Source organism: Methylobacterium organophilum (assembly GCF_022179465.1).
In the GTDB taxonomy this organism is placed as follows: domain Bacteria; phylum Pseudomonadota; class Alphaproteobacteria; order Rhizobiales; family Beijerinckiaceae; genus Methylobacterium; species Methylobacterium organophilum.
Genome location: NZ_BPQV01000007.1, coordinates 222,232 through 244,316 on the forward strand (window position 1 = coordinate 222,232; position 22,085 = coordinate 244,316).

The window sequence follows — 22,085 nt, forward strand, 5'->3', positions numbered from 1 at the left end:
CGCCGGAGCCTTGAGCGTATTCGCTCGCATTTCCTAAAGGATCTCCGGCGAAATTCCAACGAACTGCACGCGTCGAGAACCGCCTTCCATGAACATGCGTCCCGATCTCGCCTGCCGGAGCATTCTCCGGGGCCGGAAGGATCCGTCGCTCCTGCGTGACGAGTTGCTGCCGGAGATCGTCTCGGATTCGGCGCGGGCACGCCCGGAGCACATCGCCATCGTGTTCGGCGGGACCCGGATCACCTACGCGGAGCTGGAGGCCCGGGCGGACCGGGTCGCGCGGGCCCTGCGGGCAAGGGGCGCCGGGCCGGGCCGGTTCGTGGGCCTGTGGATGACCCGCTCCCTCGACCTGCATGTCGCCCTGCTCGGCATCCTCAAGAGCGGCGCCGCCTACATCCCCTTCGACGCCGACGCGCCGCCGGATAGGATCGGCGAGTGCCTCACGGATTGCGCGGCCGATCTCCTGATCGTCGACTCCGTGACCGCGGCGAAGCTCGAACGGGCGCCGGCGGCGACGCCCCTCCCCTTCGCGGCCCTGATAGACGAGGGCGGCGCGGGCGCACCGATCGACCTGCGGGCGCTCGGCCTCACCAACGCTCACCCGGCCTATGCGATCTACACCTCGGGCTCGACGGGCAAGCCCAAAGGCATCGTCATCAGCCACGCCAATATCTGTCACTACCTGCGCGCGGCGAACCAAGTCTACGGCATGACCGGGGACGACGTATGCTTCCAAGGCGCGTCGGTCGCCTTCGATCTCTCCCTCGAAGAGATCTTCGTCCCCTATCTCGTCGGCGCCACCCTGTGGGTGGCCTCGCCCGCGATCCTCGGCGAGGTCGACGCGCTGCCCGGCGTGATGCGGGCGGCCGGGATCACCGTCCTCGACACGGTCCCGACGCTGCTGGCGATGATGCCGGAGGACGTGCCCTCGCTGCGCATCATCATCCTGGGCGGCGAGGCCTGCCCGCCCGCCGTGCGGCAGCGCTGGTGCCGGCCCGGCCGCACCGTGTTCAACAGCTACGGCCCGACCGAGGCGACCGTGGTCGCCACCGTCGATATCGTCACCCCGGACGCCCCGGTGACGATCGGCGGGCCGATCCCGAACTACACCTGCTACATCGTCACCGAGCAAGGAATTCTGGCCGGCCCGGGCGAGGAAGGCGAGCTCCTGATCGGCGGCCCGGGCCTGGCCGGCGGCTATCTCGGGCGGCCGGATCTGACGGCCGAGAAATTCATCGCCAACCCCTTCGACCCGGAGGGGGCTGACCCGGTGCTGTATCGCTCCGGCGACGCCGTGAGCGTCGATCCGGGCGGAAAGATCCTGTTCCACGGCCGCATCGACGATCAAGTCAAGCTGCGCGGCTTCCGCATCGAGCTCGGCGAGATCGAGGCCCGGCTCTCCACCACCCCGGGCATCGCCCAGGCGGCGGTGGTGGTGCGCCCGGACAACGGCATCGACCGGCTCGTCGCCTTCGTGGTGCCGGAGGCGGGCCGGTCCCTCGACCGCGCTGCCCTGCGGGCGGCGCTCAAGGCGCAGCTGCCGCCCTATATGGTGCCGGCCCATTTCGAGGAGATGGCCGTCCTGCCGCGGCTGACCTCGGGCAAGGCCGACCGCAAGGCCCTGAAGGCGATGGTCCTCCAGGCCGCGGACGAGGCCGAGGTTCAGGAGGCGCCGCAGACCGCCACCGAGGCCGCCCTGCTCGCGGCGGCCCAGCCACTCTTCCCGGGGCAGGTCCTGGCCTTCGAGGCGGATTTCTTCAACGATCTCGGCGGCCATTCGCTGCTGGCCGCGCGCTTCCTCGCCGCCGTGCGCGAGACCTCGCGCCTCGCGAGCCTGACCCTGGAGGATGTCTACGGCCAGCGCAGCCTGCGGGCCATGGCCGCCGCCCTCGACACGCGGATCTCCGACGCGCCGGACGCCGGCCCGGTCGACCTCTCTTTCGAGCCGCCGCCGCGCATGCGGCGCCTCCTGTGCGGCCTCGCCCAAGCCGCCTGCCTGCCGCTGCTGCTGCTCGGACGCACAGGGCCGTGGCTGACGATCTTCGTGGTCTACGAGCTGATCACGACCGACGAGGTCATCCGCTTCCACGAAGTGCTGATGCTTCTGGGCACCTATGCCCTCGTGACCTTCGCCGTCACCGTAGCCGGCATCCTCGGCAAGCGCGCCGTGCTCTGGCGGGCCAAGCCCGGCCGCTACCCGCTCTGGGGCGTCTATTTCTTTCGCTGGTGGCTCGCCAAGCAGTTCGTCGGCCTGACCCATCTCTCGCTGATGCAGGGCACGCCGCTCGCCGCCGCGACCATGCGGGCGCTCGGCGCCCGCGTCGGTCGCCGCAGCATCGTCAGCGGCCTCAATGCCGGGGCGATCGACCTCCTCACCATCGGCGACGACGTGACCCTCGGCGCCAAGCTCAGCGTCGCCAATGCCGAGGTCGTCGGCAACGAGCTGGTCATCGGCCCGGTGGAGATCCAGTCCGCCGCCTATATCGGCACCTCCTGCGCCATCGGCCACGGGGTGATCATCGAGGAAGGCGCGGAGCTCGGCGACCTCACCGCCATCCTGCCGGGCACCCGCGTCGGCGCCTTCGAGCATTGGGATGGCTCCCCCGGCCGCCGGGTCGGCGCGGTGGACCCCGCCACATGGCCCGCGCCGGCGCCTGAGCCCACACGGGCGATGCAGGCCGCCCGGACCGCGTTCTTCGCGCTGATGGTCCTGTTCATGCCGGCCATGGCGCTGCTCCCGGTCTTCCCGGCCTTCTACCTGTTCGACCGCTACGACACCGTGCTCCAGGCGCTCGTGGGTCTCGACTACCACTGGTACCTGCCGGTCCTAACCTGGCCGACCGCGATGCTCCTCGTCTTCGGAACGGCGATGCTCGTCACCGCCATCCGCTGGATCGTCCTGCCCCGCGCGGGAGAGGGTACCCACTCGATCCATTCAGGCTTCTACCTGCGCAAGTGGACGGTGGGCCTGGCCAGCGACGTGATGCTCGACACGCTGAGCTCGCTCTTCTCCACGGTCTACATGCGCCATTGGTACCGGCTGATGGGCGCCCGGATCGGGCGGGACACCGAGGTCGCCACCAACTTCGCCGGCCGCTACGACACGATCGAGATCGGCGACCATTGCTTCGTGGCCGACGAGGTCGTGGTGGGCGACGAGGACATCCGACGCGGCTGGATGACGATCCGCAAGGTGCGCACCGGCTCCCGGGTCTTCATCGGCAACGACGCGGTGCTGCCGCCGGGCACGGACATTCCCGACGGCTGCCTGATCGGCATCAAGTCGAAGCCTCCGGCCGGAAGCGCCATCGAACCGGGCGACACCTGGTTCGGCAGCCCGCCCCTCCGCCTGCCTGTGCGCCAGCGCTTCGACGATGCGCAGACCGCGATGACCTTCCGGCCCTCCGCCGGGCGCCGGCTGCTGCGGGCCGTGTTCGAGCTGTTCAGCGCCTCGATGCCGACGATGATGTTCATCACCCTCGGCACCTACGCCGCGGAATACGTGCTGTTCCCGGCCCTGGAGCACCAGAGCTGGGGCATGTTCCTGGCAATCTTCGTGGCAACCTGCACGGCCTGCGCGCTGATCCTGGCCGGCGTGGTGCTCGTGCTGAAATGGATCATGATGGGCGTGTACCGGCCCGGCAATCACGGCCTGTGGTCGTGGTGGGCCCTGCGTACCGAGGCCATGACCACGCTCTACTGGGGCACGGCCGGCGCCATCCTGCTCGACAGCCTCCGCGGCACGGTCCTGCTGCCCCCGGCCCTGCGCCTGTTCGGCGTAAAGATCGGCCACGGCGTGTTCCTCGACAGCACCGACATCACCGAGTTCGACTGCGTGCGGATCGGCGACCATGCCGCCATCAACGCCACGGCCAACCTGCAGACCCACCTGTTCGAAGACCGGGTGATGAAGATCGGCCCGATCGAGATCGGGCGAGGCGTCAGCGTCGGCGCCCTAACCACGGTGCTCTACGACACCCGCGTCGGCGGCCACGCCCGGCTCGGACCGCTCACCATCATAATGAAGGGCGAGGCGATTCCGGCCAACACCCAATGGGCCGGCGCCCCGGCGCGGCCGATGCAGGCGGCGGCGTGACCGCCCTCGCCCCGGCGGCGATCCTGCCCGGCGGAGACGAGGCGCAGGCCGCCACCTCCAAGGGCAACCCCGCCGCGGGGCCGCGGACGCTGTCGCGCCTCTCCCTCACCACCCTCGTCGTCGGCTCGATGGTCGGCGGCGGGATCTTCTCCCTGCCCCAGGCCTTCGGCCGTTCCACGGGCGTAATCGGCGCGCTCATCGCCTGGGGCATCGCCGGCCTCGGCATGCTGATGCTGGCCCGGGCGTTCCAGACCCTGGCCGAGCGCAAGCCGGACCTGGATGCGGGCATCGTCGCCTATGCGCGGGCCGGGTTCGGCCCCTATCTCGGCTTCCTCTCGGCGCTCGGCTACTGGGCGAGCGCCTTCCTCGGCCTCGTCACCTTCCTGGTGCTGTCGCAATCGACCCTCGGCGCCTTCGTCCCGGCTTTGGGCGAGGGCGACACCCCCGCCGCGGTCGCCGTGGCCGGCCTGATCCTCTGGGGCGTGCATGCCCTGCTGCTGCGGGGCGTGAAGGAGGCGACCGCCCTCAACACGATCGTCACGGTGGCCAAGATCGTCCCGATCGTGGTGTTCCTCGCCGTGGTGGCGGTCGCGTTCCGGCCCGAGGTCTTCGCCGCGAATCTGATCGGCGCACCTGCACTCTCCGGCGGCGACCTGTTCGGGCAGGTTCGCGGCACACTGCTGATCGTGGTCTTCGTCTTCCTCGGCATCGAGGGGGCGAGCGTGTATTCGCGCTACGCGCGGCGCCGGGAGGACGTGGGACAGGCCACGCTCCTCGGCTTCGGGAGCGTGCTCGCCCTGTTCATGCTCGTCACCATCCTGTCCTACGGGATCCTGCCGCGGGCGGAGCTCGCCGCCCTGCGCAATCCGTCCATGGCCGGTGTGCTGGAGGCCGTGATCGGGCGGCAGGGCGCCATCTTCGTCAGCCTGGGCGTGCTGATCTCGGTGCTCGGCGCCTACCTGTCCTGGTCGCTGCTGGCCGCGGAGGTTCTCTCGGCCTCGGCCGCGGGCGGGATCATGCCGGCCTTCCTCGGCCGCCAGAACGCCGCCGGCGCGCCCGCCGCCGCCCTCTGGCTCACCAACGGCGCGGTCTTCGCGGTCCTCCTGGCGACGCTCGCGGCGGAATCCGCCCTGCGCCTGGCGATCGAGCTCACCAGCGCCATGAGCCTGCTGCCCTACCTGCTGGTCGGGGCCTACGCCGTGAAGCTCGCCCGCACGGGTGAGGGCTATGCGGGCACAGGCGCGGCAGCCCGACGGGCCGATCTGATTGCGGCGGCGCTCGCCACCGGCTACGCCGCCGGTATGCTCTGCGCCGCCGGCCCGAAATACTGGCTCCTCTCGACCCTCATCTACGCGCCGGGGACGCTCCTCTTCCTGCAAGCCCGGCGCGAGCAGAGCGCGACGCCCTTCACGGCCGCGGAACGGTGTCTGGCTCTCCTCCTCGGCGCGGCGCTTCTCACGGCCGTCATAGGCCTGTGCAACGGCGCCATCCGTCTCTGACGCCGGCGGCCCCGATGATCCCGCACATACCCCGCCTCGCTCCAGCCTGGTCTCCCCTCGCCCTGCTCGCCTGCCTCCTCGGCGGCACGCCGGTCCAGGCGCAGATCGCCGCCCCGATCGCCGACCTCCTCGACACCACCCAGCCGGAGACGAATCCCCGGATCGCCCAGCGCGGGGAGGATCCTGTCCGCACCGGCCCGCTCGCGGCTTGGGCCACGGACCTCGCCGCCCACGGCCTGAGCTTCGACGTCAACGCCTACGACTTCTATTCCGCCAACCCCACCCTCGGCCTGCGCCCAGGCCAGCAGGCGAATGCCGCCTATCTCGTGCTGAGCATGAGCGCGGACCTGCAGCGGCTCGCCGGAATCGAGGGGGGCACGCTCAACTTCACACAAAGCTTCTTCGGGTTCGTGCGCAACCTCAACATAGCCAACGCCATCGGCGACAGCACGTCGGGCTTCCTGGCGCCCTACAATCCGAATGCGAGCCGCCTCTCCCTGCTGACCTACCAGCAGCGCCTCCTCGACGACCGGCTGGTCCTGGAGATCGGACGGACACATCCCGACCGCTACTATGTGCTGCCCCCCTGCGGGACGGTCAATTCCTGCTACCAGGATCTGCTCGTGCTCAATGCGGGCTGGACCTCGAGCCTCTACGGGGTCTGGGGCGGCAACGCCGCCTATCAGCTCTCGCCGAGCACCTATGTCCAGGCCGGCGCCTTCAGCGTGAACCCCAACACCAACTGGCTCAACGGATACGAATGGGGCTCCGAGTGGATCGCGGGCGCCGTCGTCATGACCGAGATGGGGCTGAAGACGGATTACGCCGTCGATCCCTATCCCCGGCGGTTCTCCCTGACCGGCTTCGTGAACACCGCCGACCACGACGACAGTGTCCGGACGGTCGCGGGCTTCATGAAGAATTTCTGGCCCGGCACGCCGACGCCGCAGAAATCCGGCACCTCCGGCCTCGTCCTGACGGCGAGCCGGACGATCTGGCGTGCCGACGGGGGCCGGGAGGCGGGAGACCTCCATCCCACGGCTCTCACCCTCTACGCGAGCGCCGGCTACGCCTTCGACGCGACGATCCCGGTGCGCTTCAACGGCTTCGTCGGCCTGCTGCTCGCGGGCCCCGACCGCAGCCGGCCCGAGGACACCTACGGCATCAAGTTCAACTGGCAGCGCCTGAACGACAGCTACGCGATCTTCCTGGGGGACACCAACTTCTTCGCGGACGGCACGGGGCAACCCTACCCCCGCAACAAGTTCGTGATCGAGGCCAACGCCCATTTCGAGCTGGGCCAGGGCGTCGCCGTCGAACCCGTGCTTCAATACGTCGTCAACGCGAACTCGTTCTACGAGCCCTACACGGCCCGCCGGGCACGGGACGGCGTCTATCTCGGCGCTTCCCTCGTCGTTCCCATCGGGACGATGCTCGGCCTCGCCGCCGAATAGGGACGACGCGCGGTCGGCCGCGCCGTTCTCCTGTCCGGCAACAAGAAAGTCCGCAGGCGCCGCATCGCCGAGGCGCGTTATCGACCCGGCGGGACGCTTTCACGCCTGACCATGCGCAACTGCGGTGCGGTTCAGATCCTGAAAGGGGAGAAAGACTGAGAGATGATTGGCTGGGGGACGTGGATTCGAACCACGACTAACGGAGTCAGAGTCACATTTTAATTCAATTTTATCAATAACTTAGCCATGAAGCGCCCGTCTAAACACGCGGCAATTCATTGAGAAATTCGAGAAAATGTCTAACGAAAGCGCTTGATTTTCGCGCCCTCACACCGGCGAGGACCACGGTGGCGGACGAGTCGCCCAACGAGTTCTTCAAGCGCTACCTTGAGGCGGCGGAGCCCGGGCTGCCGGAGCGCTATCGCAATCCGAGGCGCCCACGACCTCAACCCGCACCGTTTCTCTTCCGGGCCGTTCTGCGGATGATGAAGCTCATCAATGCTCAGTCGGTCGGGATTTTAAAATTTCTCCGAAGATATATCCAATTTCGATAAGTATTTTTTCAGACGCTTGGCCGAGGCCATGCAGGCAGCCACTGGCGAGAGCGTCGAGATCGCCCGCTCAACTCGCAGACAGTTCATAACAGCCTCTAGTCATTCAGCGTGCCGAACGGGTGCTCCATCCAATTGCCCCGTGCGCTTCCGGGAAGGAGTGAATCATGCCAAGTTCGGCCACGCCGCGGACTTTTTCAATAGCCTGTTAGGTGTCTGCTAAGCACAGAGACGCGGACGCAATCAGGGCGATCAACCGTGACGGTTCTCAGAATGATGTCAATCTAGAAGGAAAAGTCATCGACACATCACGACCTGAGATCCTCGCGACAGTATCGTCGTTGACCGATCCGCGGCCTCATCATCGAAGGGCCGCTCTGCCGTCTGTGCTCGAGGCTATCTGGAAGGCATGCAGAATTCGGATGTGAGACCGGCGAAGGCCGACTGGAGGAAGGCGTCCAAGGGGTGGTCGCCTCCTGCCTGAATCCACGCCTCTATCGCCAGACGCATCGCACCGAGTGACGCCATCGCAACGAGGCGCAGGGAGGCGCTGCGGGCAGGATCCGGCCATCGTTCAACGAGCACGGCATGCAAGGCTTGTTCATGCAGGTTGTAAGTCGCCTGCTTTCGGGCCCTGAGAGCCTCGTTCGACCGCAAGACACGGTCGATGCTGATGAACTCCTGAGTGCGGAAGCCTGCTGAGAGCTTCAACAGGGCATCGCGAACCACCTCGAATGGCACCTTGCCTGCCGGCTGGGCCAGCACCGCCTTGTGCAGTGACGCATTGAAACCCCGCATCTGCCAATCCAGCAGGATCTCTTCCTTCGATTTGAAGTAGTAGAAGAACATTCGTCGCGAGATGCCGGCTGCCTCAGCGATGGCGTCCAAGGTCGTCGCCTCGTAGCCGTTCTGACTGAAGAGTCTCAGACCGGCCTCGGCGATCCGCTCCAGCGTCTCCTGACGCTTTCGTGCCCGAAGGCCATCAGACTTCGATGTGGGGCTTGTCATGCGCTCGTTCTCGCATGTGATTCCGCACTTGCAAAGTTGCACTCGGTGCGAATATATCTTCGCACCGAGTGCAACTTTGCGCGGTCAATGGAGTATCCTCGAATGTCTGGCTGGACCCTTGCCGATCTGCCATCACAGGCAGGGTCGGTCGCCATCGTGACGGGGACTGGCGGCCTGGGCTTCGAGGTTGCACTCGCGCTGACGCGCGCCGGCAGTGAGGTGATCCTTGCCGGTCGCAACTCTGACAAGGGCGCGCACGCCGTCATGATCATTCGGCAGCAGGTGCCGGGCGCACGGGTCGGCTTCGAGATCCTGAACCTTGCCAGCCTTACTTCCGTGGCCGCCTTCGCGAAGCGGATGAAGGCACGTCACAGCCGGATCGATCTCCTGATCAACAACGCCGCCGTGATGAGCCTACCGACGCGCCAGCTTTCAAGCGACGGCTACGAGTTGCAGTTCGCCACGAACTATCTCGGACACTTCGCTCTCACCGCTCACCTGTTGCCGCTTCTGCGTGAGGCTCGGATGCCGCGCGTCGTTACGCTGTCCAGCGTTGCTGCTCGTGGTGGCAGGATCGCCTTCGACGATTTGCAGGCAGAGCGTGCCTATCGACCGATGGCGGTCTACAGTCAGTCCAAGCTTGCCTGCCTGATCTTCGCACGCGAACTGCAGCGCCGCAGCAACGCGAATGGCTGGGGGCTGACGAGTCTGGCGGCACATCCCGGTATCTCGCGGACCGACCTGTTGCCGAACGGGTCGGGTCGCTGGAGCGCAGCGGGTATGATGCGGACCTACCTGTGGTTCCTGTTCCAGCCGGCCGCGCGAGGTGCGTTGCCAACCCTGTATGCCGCGACCGCGCCGCTCGCTACGGCAGGTGGATATTATGGTCCGACGCGGCTGGGTGAGACTCGCGGTGCGCCAGGACCCGCCGAAGTTCCTGTCCAGGCTCAAGATGAAGCCGTCGCGACACGGCTGTGGGCCGTGTCCGAGCAGCTATCCGGCGTGACGTTTCAATAGGTTTCGCCTCTCAAGCTCGCTGCTTTGATCACTCGGACACTGAAGCGAGCCGTTGCCGGATACTCGATACGATGGATTTGGGGCTGGCGAGGGAACTGCGAAGCTCTGCCGTTCCCTGCCTCTCCCACTCACGCGAAAGCCTCACGCGATGATCGATTTCCCCGGTATGAAAGCACCTCGGCAGCCGCTGAACCGCCGCCAGGTCGGTTCCCTGCTGCTGGGTGCCGCGGCGGCAGGAGTGACGCACACGGCGCTCGCACGGCCTCGCGTGGAGGACGTACGCGTCGTTGACTTCGATTGGATTGACGGCGACCGCGCGCGTCCGGTGCCGGTGCGCCTCTACTGGCCCAACACGTCGTCACGACGGGGCCCAGTTCCGCTGGTCGTGTTTTCTCACGGCCTTGGGCAATCCCGCACGGGCTATAGCTACCTTGGCCGGCACTGGTCTTCCCGCGGCGTCGCCAGCCTGCACCTGCAGCATGTCGGCAGCGACACCTCTATCTGGACCGGCAATCCGTTGGCCTTATTCGACCGGATCGATACGGCGGCGCAGGAGCAAGAGGCCCTTGCACGGGCACGCGACCTACGCTTCGCTCTCGACCGCTTGCTGATCCAGGATGGCGGCGCCTTCGGAGATCGCATCGACTCGCGTCGGATCGTTGCGGCGGGACACTCCTACGGTGCCAACACGACGCTGATCGCGGCGGGCGCCCGAGTGTTTCGTGAAGGACGGGTCCTTCAATGTCGGGACCCGCGCATCAAAGCCGGCATCGTGATCTCGGCACCACCATTCTATGGCGAGCGCGACCTGCGGTCCGTCTTGGGCGCGGTGGAGATCCCGACCCTGCACGTGACGGCAACGGAGGATATCATCCAATTGCCAGGCCGCATCTCGCCGGTCAGCGACCGCCTCGATGTGTACGAGGCCATCGCGACCACTCGGAAGGTGCTGGCAGTCTTTCAAGGCGGATCGCACAGCATCTTCACCGACCGGCCCATGACCGGCGGCGTGATCCTGAACCCGCAGGTCAAGGAGGCGACTGCGTCCGCTGCACTGGCCTTCTTGGACCTCGCGCTTCGGGATGAGCCGGAACCGCTGCGCGCATGGTCGGCAACGTGGAGGCCGATCCTCGCCGTCGCACCCGTAGGCTTTGAAACTGCGTCGAGGTCGCGACCATCAGTGTCGTCTCGCGGAACCTAGAACCGGATGCGACACGACCCTGCTCAACCCCAGAAAGGATCGTGAGCGTTCCGAGCTGTGGCGTGCGCTGCGCGACCTGACCTTCCTCCACGAGGTCGGGTTCGACGGCCTCGACAGGCCCGAAATCGCCGTCGCCGTGGAGGTTCTGCGCACCGCCACAGGGCGACTCACCAAACGCGCGGGCACGGGGGTGGACCCATGACGATTTTGTTGACCGGAGCGACCGGCTTGGTTGGCGCGCGGCTCTTGCCGCGCTTGCTGGACGCCGGGCTGGATTGTCGCGCACTGATACGGGGCAGCGGTTACACGCAAGCCGGGGCGACAACGGTTCTGGGCGATCTCTTCGCTGATGCCTCTCTTGTAGACGCAGTGCAGGGCATCACGGCCGTCGTCCATCTCGCGGCGAGCTTCCGCACGCTCGATACGGATCTGGTCTGGCGCAGCAACCTCGACGGGACACGCAACCTCGTCGCCGCCGTGCGGATCAACGCGCCTGAGGCACGGTTCATCATGGCCAGCACGACCAACGTCTACGGCGCAAATAGCGTGCATCCCGGGCGAGAGGAGGACACCGTCGCTCCCGAGGCTGCGTACCCGGCCAGCAAGCTCGCGGCCGAGCAGACCTTGCGCGATAGCGGGCTGAATTGGTCGATATTGCGACTGGGCTTCGTCTACGGGGATGGCGACGGTCATCTGGAGGACCTGCCCAAGCACGTCCCGAGGTTCGGATGGCATCCCGCTCAGAGGATGAGCACAGTCCATCACCGCGATGTCGCCACCGCCGTACTGATCGCATTACGAGGCGGGATGGATCGGCGCACCGTCAACATCGTCGACGATGCCCCGCTGTCGATCTACGAACTGGTGACATTGGCCGGCGGGAATATGGAGCCGTCGGCGGCGCTGCTCGAGAACCCTTGGAACATGCAGGCCGATGGGACCTTGGCCCGCAGTCTGGGCTTCCAGCCGGTGGTCCGAACGATCTACCAAGCGGTCGCGCAGGGTTTGCTCTAGAGGCTGTTACGGACCTGGGGAGGCGCCAGTTTTGCAGGGATGCAGTCCCGCCGCGCCTACCCCTCCGATGTCAGCGATGAAGAATGGGCTCTGGTCGCCCCTTACCTGACGCTGCTGCCTGAGACCGCTGCCCAGCGCGAGCATAGCCTGCGGGAGGTGTTCAACGGGCTGCGCTACGTCGTGCGCTATGGTGTGGCTTGGCGTGCGATGCCCCACGATCTGCCGCCCTGACACGCCGTGTATGACCAGGCGCAACGCTGGCTGCGGGCCGGCTGCTTCGAGACTCTGGTCCACGACCTGCGCGCCGTGTTGCGCTTGGCTTCGGGGCGTGCCGAGGAACCCTCCGCCGTGGTGCTCGACAGCCGGACGCTCCGCTCGACGCCCGAGAGCGGCGCTCGTGCCGCCTGGGACGGGCACAAGCGCACCCGTGGCTCGAAGCCGCACGCGGCGGTCGATACGCTCGGCCAAGTCCTGGCACTCCATGTCACGCCCGCCGATGCCGATGACCGCGCCGCCGTGGCCGCGCTGGCCGACGCCGTGCAGGAGGCAACCGGCGACAGCGTGGATCTCGCCTATGTCGATCAGGGCTATACGGGCGAGCGTGCCGCGAAGGCGGCGGCCGGTCACGGGATTGCCTTGGAGGTGGTGAAGCTGCCCGAGGCCAAGCGCGGCTTCGTCCTTTTACCACGCCGATGGGTGGTCGAGCGCACCTTCGCCTGGATGGCCCGCTTCCGCCGCTTGGCCCGCGACTACGAACGCTTGCCCGCCACACTGGCCGGACTGCATCTCGTCGCCTTCAGCGTCCTACTCCTACGCTAGAGCCGCTGACTTCGCAGCGGTCCGTAACAGCCTCTAGATCGCCCGAGGGCGGTCTGCCTTCCGGACGCGCCCGACGGTTTGTGGAGATCCATCCGGGAGCAGACATTGCAGAGCGGCTGCCTATGCTCAAGGTGCTCACCCGGGGCGTCGCGCTCGTCATCGGTGGTCAGGAGTACAGGTATTGCCTTCTTAGGGACTTGCCCACCTCTCTCTTTGACTCCGTCGTCCGGAAGATGTGGAGCTAGTCCGTTGTCTCGCAATCCTTGATCTTGCCGACCAAGGTCAAACCCTTGGGGGATCCCAGCTTTCAGCCGCCTCCGACCCCTTCCGGACCTTCGATCCTGCCGGCCCAGATGTCCGTTCTGTAGGAAGAGGCGGACCTGTAGGCGGCCGCCATGGCACCACCATGTCGTGGCTCATAATCATGCGGAGGTCTATGCTTTAGGATGCGAGCGGCGCGCTACCCTGAGCCCGGCTGCCAAGAAGGGTTGTCCGGCCGATTTTACCATTTCGGATCCCAGCAGCCGCGACGGCAACGACGACGGCGGCGCCGACGATGACATGGACGCAGGTCAACCGCAGCTGATGGTCCCAGTGCTGAAGCCAAGGCGCGGCTAAAAGTCAGGCTCCGACCACAGTCTGAGCTCACACCTTCCGCTCGCAGAAAATGAGGGCGGCCAAGAGCCCGAGACGTATCACCAGGGCGCCTGCAAACACGGCGCTCCAAGTTGCCAGTGGACCACCGGCGTCATCGAACAGCCATGGCATCGCGGCAAGCGCAAGCCCATGGCGCCGGTGACGAGGTGAAACGGAGTTCCCGGTTCCTTCCGGTCTCCTCCCATCCTGACCCTCCTTCATAGAAGCAAAGGTCGTCAACGAACGATCCAACCCGCGGCGCAGGCCCGGACAGCGCCTGCCGCTCTACTTACTCACGGAGTTCCCTGCGCCTCGATTCAGGCGGCGGCGAGTTCCGCCTCCTCGGGCAGACGCGGTGCGGATGCGGCCGGCGCGAAAGGTTTGGGCCGCCACGTTTCTCCGAGGCCCAAGAGCGCCGCCTTGACCGCGTCGAGGCGGGATGGCTCGCCCTCCGACATCCCCTCGTCTGCCGCCACCTCCTTGAGGTACTCGTCCCAGGCCCAGCGGTGCAGGATCTCTCGCTTGCAGCCGGTCATCAGTCGCGGGTGATTCAGCACATCCCACGGCTCGGCGAAGACGGCGGCCGGGTTCACGAGAGCCCGCTCCATGTCAGGCAGCTGCGGCCGGCCATACTCCCGAGGCGTATGACACGCCGCAGCCTTCTGGCGCCGTGCAACGCCGAGCGGCTTGCCCAGGGGCGGGGCAGGACGTCTGTTCCACAGCCAAGGCGTAACCAGAGTCACCGAGGCCGGCCGTGCGGGTTCCGGCTCGATGCTGTAGTCGAGCCCCTGGCGCTCCGCATATGCGACAGCCTCCGCCCTGGTCCCGAAGGTGAGTCGAACCTCGGTCGCCAGCGTATCGCCGCCGCCCGTCCAACCCATCAATTCGTCGATCTCGGGTGGCGTGTTGCGCTCGAAGGTGAGAACCCACTTGTCCGCGTGCGCCCGGCCCGCCATCCCGACGGGCCGCCCGTGACGCCGGATGACAGCTCGCCGACCGGCAAGCCAGGGCGGCGCGACCGCCGATACGGGCGGGTTGTTATGTCCGATGCCAATCACATGCTCCTGCATGGTTGCCTCCAGCTTCGATGCGTCGATGAAGTCAGGTGCCCAAGACCCCGAGGCGCGCGGCGGCCTGCACGCAGAAGCTCGCGGCAAACGAGAGCAGCGCGCCGTCCCAGGCGGTCAAATGCCCGCGTCCGAAGGGCGGTCCAGCCGTCGTGAGTGCGACGCCGAGCCAGACGAAGCCGGCGAGGTTGAGCAGCGTGGCCAGGGCCCAAGGGGCGATTGCGGCCGGCAGGAATGCTGCCGCGCCAACGCACAGGGCGGTGGACATGAGGCAGTCCGTGATCACCATCCGGTTTGCACCGAGCCGCGGCTCGGCTTGTGGCGGCCACCGCAACCTGGGCAAGCGCCAAGATCCGCCCTTCAGGTGGAGAGTCGCCATCCCGCACCTCCTGCCGTCAGTTCGGACGGGGTTGCGAGGCTGCCCCCGCGGGGGGCGAGCGGCGCGCGAGCGGGAGACGCCGCCGGGTCGTCTCGTCCGTCGATCGTGTCAATACCTCCCCGTCGAGCGCCTGCAGCGCAGCTAGGACTTCGTGGAGCGGCACCGGCTCCGCCCGGCAACCCGGCAGGCAGCGCAAAGTCGGGCAAGACTCGACCGCTCGGGCGTCAGACGCCCATGAGGCCAGGATCGCCCGCTTCTCGGCAGTCGAGAGCCTGGGATAGGCCAGAACCTCGCGCGGGTGCCGGAACACGTCTCCGGGCGCAACGAAGGCCTCGAACGGATCTACGGCCGACGCTCTGAGCGTGGCGGAGGCCACGGGGCCGAGGCGCTCGATGGTTGTTTCAAGCGGCTGCATGGGACCCTCCTCGGTTGAGCAAAGGTTGAGCCGCCGGCGCGACCTGCAGGTCCGCGCCGGCCGCCATGTCATGCGTTCAGTCGTTCCTCTCACTCCCTGTTCGAGGGAGGCTCCCGATCAGTGCGTCGTCGTCTGCGGCGTGTCGCCATTGATCGGGATGCGGCGTCCGCGCTCCGGCGCCTTGGTCGAGCGGGGCAGGGTCACGTTGAGCACGCCGTTCTTGAACGAGGCCTCGGCCTTGTCCTCCTCGACCGCGAACGGGAGGACAAGGCTGCGCTCGAAGCGGCCGTAGGAGCGCTCCGTGTAGCCGCGCTCCTTGTCAGTCGTCTCCGCCCGCTTCTCGCCCCGCAGCGTCAGGACGCCATCGTCAATCGTGAGCTCGACATCCTTCTCCTCCAAGCCCGGCAGCTCGGCCGAGACGCGCAAGCCCTGATCGGTCTCGACCATCTCGACACTCGGCCAGCCAAGGCCGCGCATCGCCGGCGAGAGGGCTCCGCCACCAAAGCCGCTGAACACGTCGTCGAACAGGCGGTTCATCTCGCGGTGAAGCGTCAAGAAGGGGCTCACGGGCTCGTCCCGCATCCGGTTCGGCACGGGGGCGTTCGTGCTGCGGCCCCAGGGGATCAGATCTCTCACACTCATGGCTCTCGTCTCCATCAGCATGGTTGAATGCATGAGGCCTCCCCTGCGGGTCGGTGGACCCGCGCGAGAGGGGTGTCGTTCATAAGCCGGGGTTCAGGCGGCCTTGGCCTCGCCCTCGATCTGAGCCGGCGCGTTGTCCTGCCCGACGGCGGCCTGCGTGCCGCCGATGGCGATGCGGCGGGGCTTCAGGGCCTCCGGCACCTCACGCTTGAGATCGATAGTCAGCAGACCGTTCTCTAGCGAAGCACCCGTGACCTTCACGTGCTCGGCCAGATTGAAGGTCTGGCGGAACGTGCGGGCGGCGATGCCGCGATGCAGGTACTGGCGCTCGCCCTCCTGGCCCTTTCTCTGGCCGGAGACGAGGAGTGCGGTGTCATGCTGGGTGAGTTCGATCTCGTCAGGCGTGAAGCCGGCCACCGCCATCGTGATGCGATAGGCGTCCTCGGCCACCTTCTCGATGTTGTAAGGCGGCCAGGCCGCCGAGGCTTCAGCGCGTTCGGCCTGCGTGAGAAGATCGAAGAGCCGGTCGAATCCGACCGAGGAACGGAATAGGGGCGCAACGTCGTAGGTCCTCATAACCACATCCTCCGATGAGCAACGTGACTACAAGGGACACCGGACACCGCGTGGCCGGCGCCCATGGTGCGAGCCATATCGGGCCTCGCACGCGCGTAACGGGCCAGGTGCATGCTGGTTCCAAAGGCTGCGATAATTTTTTCGTCTGCTTCGGACGAATGGTCGGAAGCGGTGGGTGCTGGAATATTGAGGACAGAGCACCCACGATCATGCCGGCGGCGCGATAAGCTCCGCGACGTTCGGCGACCACCGCCTTGGCCTGCTGCCGCCCGACCTCAATCCGCGCCCCGCGACCATCGCGGACTCATCCAAACGCTGCCCATCGACGTTTCCAGGGCAGCCGCTCCGTGCGGCCATGTTCGTGTAAGAGGGTGAACAAGAGCATGAGGATGATTGCAGTGGCGGCCCTGGTGGCCGCATTCGGAACCGGCGGGCTGCTCGGCAGCAGCGCCGCCCAGGCAGGCGGGTACGGCTACGATGCCTACGATGCGCCCGAGACCGTGGTGACCCGCCGCACCATCGTGGAGCGCCGGGTCGTGGCACCGCCACGCGAGGTGGTGCGCGAGGTCGTGGTGGAGCGCCCGGTGGTTCGTCCCCGCCGGATCGTACGAGAGATCGTCGAGGAGCGGCCGGTCGTATACCAGCCTCGTCCCGTGGTCCGCGAGGTCGTCGTGGAGCGCGACGGCTTCTACGGTCCGCGCCGCTTCGGACTTCGGCCGGTCGGCTATGGCTACGGGCCGGCCTTCGACCCTTACGATTAGGATCCTATGCGCCGGCCTCCAATCCGAGGCCGGCGCCTCAACCTCGCGGTGGCGCCGCGCCAGGGCCAGCTTGCGTGTCCTTGCGATCTTGGTCACGCACGAGCCAGTGCACGGCCCCGAGGGCAAGGATGGCGGCCGCTAGACCGATAATGGTGAGGGGCTCGGTCTTGCTCGCATCCAGGATGATGAACTTGCGGGCAAGTGCCAGCAGGGCGATCAGGATGACGGTGCGCAGCTGGATGATGCTCTCCTGACGGTGCAACACGCTCAGGATGGAGTGGTTGAACTCCAAGGCGATCAGCACCGTGAAGATCATACCGAACACGGCCTGGAACACGCTGTGCTCGGCTGGATCGAGCAGGCCGAAGATGATCAGCCGCACGACGCGGAAGCAGAGGTTGATCACGGCCGCAACGATGACCAACCCGATGAGGCCGGTCAGGATCACGACGACGACCTCCTCGAAGCGCTCGTAGAGGCTCAGGCCTGGCCACGCCTTGCGCGTGTCCCGCAATGTGTCGGCCGCCGCAGAAAAGTGTTTCCCGAACGGGAATTTGCCAGGGCTCGGCCGCGGTTCACCGGCATCATCAGGCGTCGGACGTTCCACTTTCCAAGCCTCTTCCTCTCCTGGCTGCTTGCGTTCGCCCTGACCCCGGGCAACGTGGCCGATATTAGCATGGCGCGACCTCTGCGGCAGGCCGTCGTTCCGGCCAAGCGCCGGATCACCTACCGGTAGCGCAATCGGATCGAGCGCCTGTTCGGCCACCTCAAGAACTGGCGCCGTGTCGCACGCGCTACGACCGCCTTTGGAGCATTGAATCCGCACCTCACGCCCAGGCGGTCGGCAACGCCGCGACCGGCGTGACCCGCGAGCGTTCGCGGGCGGTGGTTCACGGAGACCTCACCAGGCGGCCTGGAGGCCTGCGGAGAAGACCTGCGCGGTGGCGCCGGAGCGCAGATCGCCCGTATAACCCAGCCTCAGCTGCACGCCCTCCGCGACTGCACCCGTCAGGCTCACCCCCAGGACCGCGCCGTCCCGGCCAAGCGCGCTCGTCCGGCTCGCGAAGGCCGCCCCGAACAGTCCCGAGCGCACGACCGCGTAGGTGTCGGCGAGCTCGTGCGCCCAGTACGCCCGGCCCTCCAGGCGCAGGTCCGCAACGCCCGCGAAAGCCACGCTCGTCACGCGTCCGCCCACGAGGCTGCGCGCCGCATCGAGATCCGCCAGCGCGAAGCCCTGGCTGGCCAGGCCACCCCGCTCGGCCACCCGGCCTCGCGTCAGGCGATCGTAGCTGAAGCCCACCTCCGGCACGACCTCGACCGGCAGACCCGCCGCCAGCACGTATCCGGCAAAGCCCGCGACCCCGCCGCTCCAGCCCGAGGCCAAGCCGCTCGTCGGCGATACCGCCGAGCCCAGCGCCACCGTCCGGTCGATCCGCCCGTCCGCGTACGACACCCCCGCCGTGCCGCGCAGCACCACTGCGCCCAGGCGGGTGCTCGCGTAGAGGGTGCCGCCGTAGCTGTCGCTGGCGAACCGGCCCAGCCCCGCGCCCCGCGAGGTGCCGTCCTCGCGCAGGTAGCTGAACGCCCCGCCCACCTGCGTATCCGCCCCGACCTGCCGGTCGAGGCCGAGCAGCAGGCCGCCCGCATCGAACCCGGCGCCCGAGGCGGCCCGGTCGCCGGCCCGCGTGCCGAACCCGTACAGCGCGTCCGCCCAGACCCGGCCCTCGCCCACTGCCAGCGGCTGATCGGCAGCCCCGGCGCCGCCGCGCACCTGCAGCGTCGCGCGGTTCGGGCCCAGGCCCAGATCGCCCGCGCTGAACGCCGTCGCACCCCCGCCCAGCCCGCGCTGGTGCCGGTCGATCGTGTCGGCGATCAGCCGGCGCGCGGCGAGGTCGGTCATCACCGCATCGCCGTAGCTCTGGCCCGACAGGCTCGCCAGGCCGCCCGCCAGGGTCGCCGGGTCCGCCGCGTAGAGCGGGTCGAACACCCGCGCCCGCATCGCGTCCGGCCGCGTCCCGGCGGCCGGGCGGGCGTTATCGAGGGCGGCGCCCACCGCCTGGGCATTGCCCGACTGGGAGAGGCCTAGGCCGGCGAGGTTGCCGTAGGCGGCCGGTGTCACCACGAGGTCGAGGCTGGTGGCCGCGTAGAGCGCGTCGAAGCGCGTGCCGGCGGGCAAGCCCGCCGTCGGCTGGGCCAGCCCGGTGAACGAGCCCGACAGTCCCGCCTGGGCGGCGAGCACGCCGAAGCGCTGGCCGAGCGCCGGGGTGAAGCTGTTGGTGGCGTTGCCGGTGATGCCGCGCAGGACCGGCACCAGGGTGCCGTTGGCCGCGACCGTGCCGGTGGTGCCGAGCGCCAGGAGGCGGGCGTAGCTACCCGCGCCGGTGCCGGTGCCCGGGCCGTCGATGTCGAGGCCGAAGCTGCTGCCGGGGGCGAAGGCGACCGGGCCGAGCACGGTGAGGGTGCCGGGGGAGTTGCCCGGCCGCAGGGCGCCGGCGACCGTGACGGGCGCCGCGATGGTGCCGATGCCGCGCAGCGTGCCGGGGGCCGCGACGGTGACCGGCGAGGTCCAGACGCCGTTGAGCGAGAGCGTGCCGGCCTGGATCGTGGTCGGGCCGGAGAAGCGACCGGTGCCGTTGAGCGAGAGCGTTCCGGTGCCGGCCTTGATCAGGCTGGTGGGGCTGGTGCTCTCCAGGATGGCGCCGGCGTAAGCCGAGGAGGCCGCGCCCGTGACCGTGAGGGCGCCGTTGCCCAGGACGGCGGAGGCGGAGCCTTCGAGGCTTGCCACGGTGAGGGCGCCGCCGCCGAGGTCCAGGGCGCCGGTATTGGTCAGCGTGGTGAGACCGGCGAGCGGGCCGGTGATCTGGAGCAGGCCGGCATTGGTCAGCGTACCGTTGAATTGGCCGGAGAGGCGGGCGATGCCGGTATTGGTCAGGTCGGTGGTGAGGGTGCCCTCGCTGGCGACGAGCCCGGCATTGCTGAGGCCGGCGGCTGCGGTGAGGCTGGCGGTCCGGGCGACCGTGACGAGGCCGGCATTGGTGAGTGGGCCGGCGAGGCTGTAGCTGCCGGTGACGGCGAGTGTCGCGCCGGCGGCGTTGGCCAGGGTGCCGTTGCTGGCGACTGGGCCGGAAACGGCGAGCAGGCCGGCATTGTTGGCGATCGCCCCGTCGATGCGGCCGGCGCTGGCAAGCACGGTGCCGGCATTGGTCAGGCCACCGTTGATCGTGCCGCTGGTGGAAAGCGTGCCGGCATTGGTTGCACCGCCTGCGATGGCGCCCGCGTTGACGAAGCTCGCCCCTTGATGGACCGTCACCGGTGATACGAGGCTCCCCTCCGCCGTCAGTTCCAGCGTCCCGGCCTCGATGGAGGCGCCGCCCGTGACGGTGTTGGCCGCCGATAGGACAACGGAGCCAGGCCCGGTCTTGACGAGGACGCCCGGCCGGCTGCCGTCGGCGATCGGACCTGCGAAGGTGGCGGTGCCGAGATCGATCTGGAGGGTGCCGGGGCCGCTCAGCGTGAGCGGGCGAGCGGTGGTGAAGCCGTCGGCCAGGACCTCGAGGGTGCCGCCGCCGATGGCCAAGCCGGTGCCGGCGGCGCCGAGATTGACATCGCTTGAGATGGCCAGGGTGCCGCCGTAGACAGCGGTGCCGCCGGCATAGGTGTTGTGACCGGTGAGTTCGAGGGTGCCGAGGCCGGTCTTGATCAGGCCGCCGACGCCCGAGATGTCGTTGGAAAAGGTGCCCGACCAGCCTTTGGTATCGGTTTCGAAGTCGGCGACGAACTGCGCTGGGCCGCGCACCGCCTTGCCGAGATTGAGCAGGCCCCATCCATAGATGTCATCGACGCCGGGCGCTCCGAGGTCGGTCGCGGTGGTCAACAGCGTCTGCTGCAGTTCGTACGCCGAGAACCAGGGAAAGGCCTGCTTCAGCACCGCCGCGGCTCCCGTCACCACCGGCGCCGCCATGGAGGTGCCTTCATCGAGGCCGTAGCGCATCTGGGTGGGAGAGCTACGCAGGCTCGGCAGTGTCGAGTAGATGCCGACGCCCGGCGCCACCAGGCACCAGTCCCGGGCGACGCCGCAGCGATTGCTGAAGTCGGCGATGACGTTGTTGGCGTCGACCGCTCCGACCGCGAGCCAGTTGTCCTTCAATTCCGGAAAGAGATGCGGCAGGGCCGGTAAAGGGTCGGGATTCGGCAGAGCGGCGTTGCCGTTCGCCACTACCATCAGGATGCCGGCCTCGGCGAGGCCACGCGCGCCCTCTAGGACCTTGGGAAACTGCGTCACCACCTCGTTGCGCGTCACGTTCGTGACGTCTGGAGCGAGCGGCGATGGCTCGCCGCCGATTCTGTAACTCGCATTGATGACGGAGACGCCCTGCGAAGCGAGAAAAGGCCACGGCGTCGAGGCATAGAGATCGAGCCCGCCGAATGCCCCGAGCTTCGCAGGCACGATCTGCGCCTCGAAGGCGACGCCGTGCATGCCCTTGCCGTCGCGCGCGGCAGCCGCGATGCCGGTGACGTGGGTGCCATGCGGCGTGACGTCGGAGTTGGTCCCCGGCTCCAGCGTTCGGTTGGTGAGGAAATTATAGCCCGGCAGCACCCGCCCGAGGAATTCGCTGTGGCGTGAATCGAGGCCGGTGTCGGCGATGCCGATCAATACGCCCTTGCCGGTGAAGCCCAGCGCGTAGGCTTCGGCGGCATTGACCTGCGCCAGTGCATGGGAGGCGAAATATTCCGGCGTCTCGAAACTCGCCGCGGTCTGCGCCATGGCGGTGCCGGCCGACAAAAGCAAAGCCGCCAGCGAGGTCGTCGACGCCACGGCGAGGCGGAGGGAAATGGGGCTGTGCACGGTCGATCCAGTGGGAGGGTGGCGCCGGTCCGACCGGGCGGAGCCCGATCACGACGCGATTCGCCTGCGGATCATCGAGCCCGCCCCCCTCGGCGTCCAGCGGA

15 protein-coding genes and 2 pseudogenes are annotated in these 22,085 nt (G+C 67.9%); 9 read left to right on the forward strand and 8 right to left on the reverse strand.

Features of this window, described 5'->3' with window-relative positions:
- Positions 1-88 precede the first annotated feature (88 nt).
- The 3 genes from MFF21_RS13835 to MFF21_RS13845 all read left to right on the forward strand — a co-directional run bounded on the left by MFF21_RS13835 (position 89) and on the right by MFF21_RS13845 (position 7,049).
- Positions 89-4,096: a Pls/PosA family non-ribosomal peptide synthetase gene (locus tag MFF21_RS13835; protein WP_238311703.1), complete on the forward strand. Its 4,008-nt coding sequence runs from the start codon at positions 89-91 to the stop codon at positions 4,094-4,096.
- A gap of 89 nt (positions 4,097-4,185) precedes the next feature.
- Complete coding sequence (locus MFF21_RS13840; RefSeq protein WP_373325016.1) at positions 4,186-5,595, forward strand: basic amino acid/polyamine antiporter; 1,410 nt, start codon at positions 4,186-4,188, stop codon at positions 5,593-5,595.
- A gap of 14 nt (positions 5,596-5,609) precedes the next feature.
- Positions 5,610-7,049 carry a carbohydrate porin gene (locus tag MFF21_RS13845; RefSeq protein ID WP_238311705.1) on the forward strand — a complete coding sequence of 480 codons (1,440 nt, stop codon included), beginning with the start codon at positions 5,610-5,612 and terminating at the stop codon, positions 7,047-7,049.
- Positions 7,050-7,996: 947 nt separating this feature from the next.
- On the opposite strand, the gene MFF21_RS13850 is transcribed toward MFF21_RS13845, so the two are convergent.
- Positions 7,997-8,608 (reverse strand): TetR/AcrR family transcriptional regulator, encoded by a 612-nt coding sequence (locus MFF21_RS13850; protein ID WP_238311706.1) that lies wholly within the window; start codon positions 8,606-8,608, stop codon positions 7,997-7,999.
- 102 nt (positions 8,609-8,710) lie between these two features.
- Here MFF21_RS13850 and MFF21_RS13855 point away from each other — a divergent pair, with 102 nt between their 5' ends.
- From MFF21_RS13855 to MFF21_RS13870, 4 genes and pseudogenes are all read left to right on the forward strand, one after another.
- The gene (locus MFF21_RS13855; RefSeq protein WP_238311707.1) at positions 8,711-9,625 is read left to right on the forward strand and encodes an SDR family oxidoreductase; all 915 of its coding nucleotides are present in this window, start codon (positions 8,711-8,713) and stop codon (positions 9,623-9,625) included.
- A gap of 148 nt (positions 9,626-9,773) precedes the next feature.
- On the forward strand, positions 9,774-10,826 hold the full coding sequence (locus MFF21_RS13860; RefSeq protein ID WP_238311708.1) for an alpha/beta hydrolase family protein: 1,053 nt from the start codon (positions 9,774-9,776) through the stop codon (positions 10,824-10,826).
- A 198-nt stretch (positions 10,827-11,024) separates the two neighbouring features.
- Positions 11,025-11,840: an NAD-dependent epimerase/dehydratase family protein gene (locus MFF21_RS13865; RefSeq protein ID WP_238311709.1), complete on the forward strand. Its 816-nt coding sequence runs from the start codon at positions 11,025-11,027 to the stop codon at positions 11,838-11,840.
- Between the two features lie 39 nt (positions 11,841-11,879).
- Positions 11,880-12,659: pseudogene (locus MFF21_RS13870) on the forward strand (IS5 family transposase).
- Positions 12,660-13,612: 953 nt separating this feature from the next.
- Here the strand turns inward: MFF21_RS13870 and MFF21_RS13875 are convergent.
- From MFF21_RS13875 to MFF21_RS13895, 5 genes are all read right to left on the reverse strand, one after another.
- Positions 13,613-14,365 carry an NADH dehydrogenase ubiquinone Fe-S protein 4 gene (locus MFF21_RS13875; protein WP_238311710.1) on the reverse strand — a complete coding sequence of 251 codons (753 nt, stop codon included), beginning with the start codon at positions 14,363-14,365 and terminating at the stop codon, positions 13,613-13,615.
- Between the two features lie 31 nt (positions 14,366-14,396).
- Entirely contained in the window at positions 14,397-14,630 is a 234-nt protein-coding gene (locus tag MFF21_RS13880) for a hypothetical protein (protein WP_238311711.1), read from the reverse strand.
- A gap of 127 nt (positions 14,631-14,757) precedes the next feature.
- A complete protein-coding gene (locus MFF21_RS13885) occupies positions 14,758-15,156 on the reverse strand; it encodes a hypothetical protein (protein WP_238311712.1) in 399 nt (132 codons plus the stop codon).
- 117 nt (positions 15,157-15,273) lie between these two features.
- Complete coding sequence (locus MFF21_RS13890; protein WP_238311713.1) at positions 15,274-15,798, reverse strand: Hsp20/alpha crystallin family protein; 525 nt, start codon at positions 15,796-15,798, stop codon at positions 15,274-15,276.
- Positions 15,799-15,891: 93 nt separating this feature from the next.
- The gene (locus tag MFF21_RS13895) at positions 15,892-16,374 is read right to left on the reverse strand and encodes an Hsp20 family protein (RefSeq protein ID WP_238311714.1); all 483 of its coding nucleotides are present in this window, start codon (positions 16,372-16,374) and stop codon (positions 15,892-15,894) included.
- Positions 16,375-16,763: 389 nt separating this feature from the next.
- Here MFF21_RS13895 and MFF21_RS13900 point away from each other — a divergent pair, with 389 nt between their 5' ends.
- A complete protein-coding gene (locus MFF21_RS13900; RefSeq protein ID WP_373325009.1) occupies positions 16,764-17,135 on the forward strand; it encodes a hypothetical protein in 372 nt (123 codons plus the stop codon).
- A gap of 37 nt (positions 17,136-17,172) precedes the next feature.
- Here the strand turns inward: MFF21_RS13900 and MFF21_RS13905 are convergent, their stop codons facing one another.
- The gene (locus MFF21_RS13905) at positions 17,173-17,649 is read right to left on the reverse strand and encodes a phosphate-starvation-inducible PsiE family protein (RefSeq protein ID WP_238311764.1); all 477 of its coding nucleotides are present in this window, start codon (positions 17,647-17,649) and stop codon (positions 17,173-17,175) included.
- A 120-nt stretch (positions 17,650-17,769) separates the two neighbouring features.
- Here MFF21_RS13905 and MFF21_RS13910 point away from each other — a divergent pair.
- A pseudogene (locus tag MFF21_RS13910) lies at positions 17,770-17,942 on the forward strand (IS5/IS1182 family transposase); the annotation flags it as partial.
- Positions 17,943-18,036: 94 nt separating this feature from the next.
- On the opposite strand, the gene MFF21_RS13915 reads toward MFF21_RS13910, so the two are convergent.
- Positions 18,037-21,981 carry a S8 family serine peptidase gene (locus MFF21_RS13915; protein WP_238311716.1) on the reverse strand — a complete coding sequence of 1,315 codons (3,945 nt, stop codon included), beginning with the start codon at positions 21,979-21,981 and terminating at the stop codon, positions 18,037-18,039.
- Positions 21,982-22,085: the final 104 nt, after the last annotated feature.

What these genes read in the sequence shown, in the direction of transcription:
- MFF21_RS13835 (WP_238311703.1), top strand. Translation starts at nt 89, where the DNA reads ATGAACATGCGTCCCGATCTCGCCTGCCGGAGCATTCTCCGGGGCCGG.
- MFF21_RS13845 (WP_238311705.1), top strand. Translation starts at nt 5,610, where the DNA reads ATGATCCCGCACATACCCCGCCTCGCTCCAGCCTGGTCTCCCCTCGCC.
- MFF21_RS13850 (WP_238311706.1), bottom strand. Translation starts at nt 8,608, where the DNA reads ATGACAAGCCCCACATCGAAGTCTGATGGCCTTCGGGCACGAAAGCGT.
- MFF21_RS13855 (WP_238311707.1), top strand. Translation starts at nt 8,711, where the DNA reads ATGTCTGGCTGGACCCTTGCCGATCTGCCATCACAGGCAGGGTCGGTC.
- MFF21_RS13860 (WP_238311708.1), top strand. Translation starts at nt 9,774, where the DNA reads ATGATCGATTTCCCCGGTATGAAAGCACCTCGGCAGCCGCTGAACCGC.
- MFF21_RS13865 (WP_238311709.1), top strand. Translation starts at nt 11,025, where the DNA reads ATGACGATTTTGTTGACCGGAGCGACCGGCTTGGTTGGCGCGCGGCTC.
- MFF21_RS13875 (WP_238311710.1), bottom strand. Translation starts at nt 14,365, where the DNA reads ATGCAGGAGCATGTGATTGGCATCGGACATAACAACCCGCCCGTATCG.
- MFF21_RS13880 (WP_238311711.1), bottom strand. Translation starts at nt 14,630, where the DNA reads ATGTCCACCGCCCTGTGCGTTGGCGCGGCAGCATTCCTGCCGGCCGCA.
- MFF21_RS13885 (WP_238311712.1), bottom strand. Translation starts at nt 15,156, where the DNA reads ATGCAGCCGCTTGAAACAACCATCGAGCGCCTCGGCCCCGTGGCCTCC.
- MFF21_RS13890 (WP_238311713.1), bottom strand. Translation starts at nt 15,798, where the DNA reads ATGAGTGTGAGAGATCTGATCCCCTGGGGCCGCAGCACGAACGCCCCC.
- MFF21_RS13895 (WP_238311714.1), bottom strand. Translation starts at nt 16,374, where the DNA reads ATGAGGACCTACGACGTTGCGCCCCTATTCCGTTCCTCGGTCGGATTC.
- MFF21_RS13900 (WP_373325009.1), top strand. Translation starts at nt 16,764, where the DNA reads ATGATTGCAGTGGCGGCCCTGGTGGCCGCATTCGGAACCGGCGGGCTG.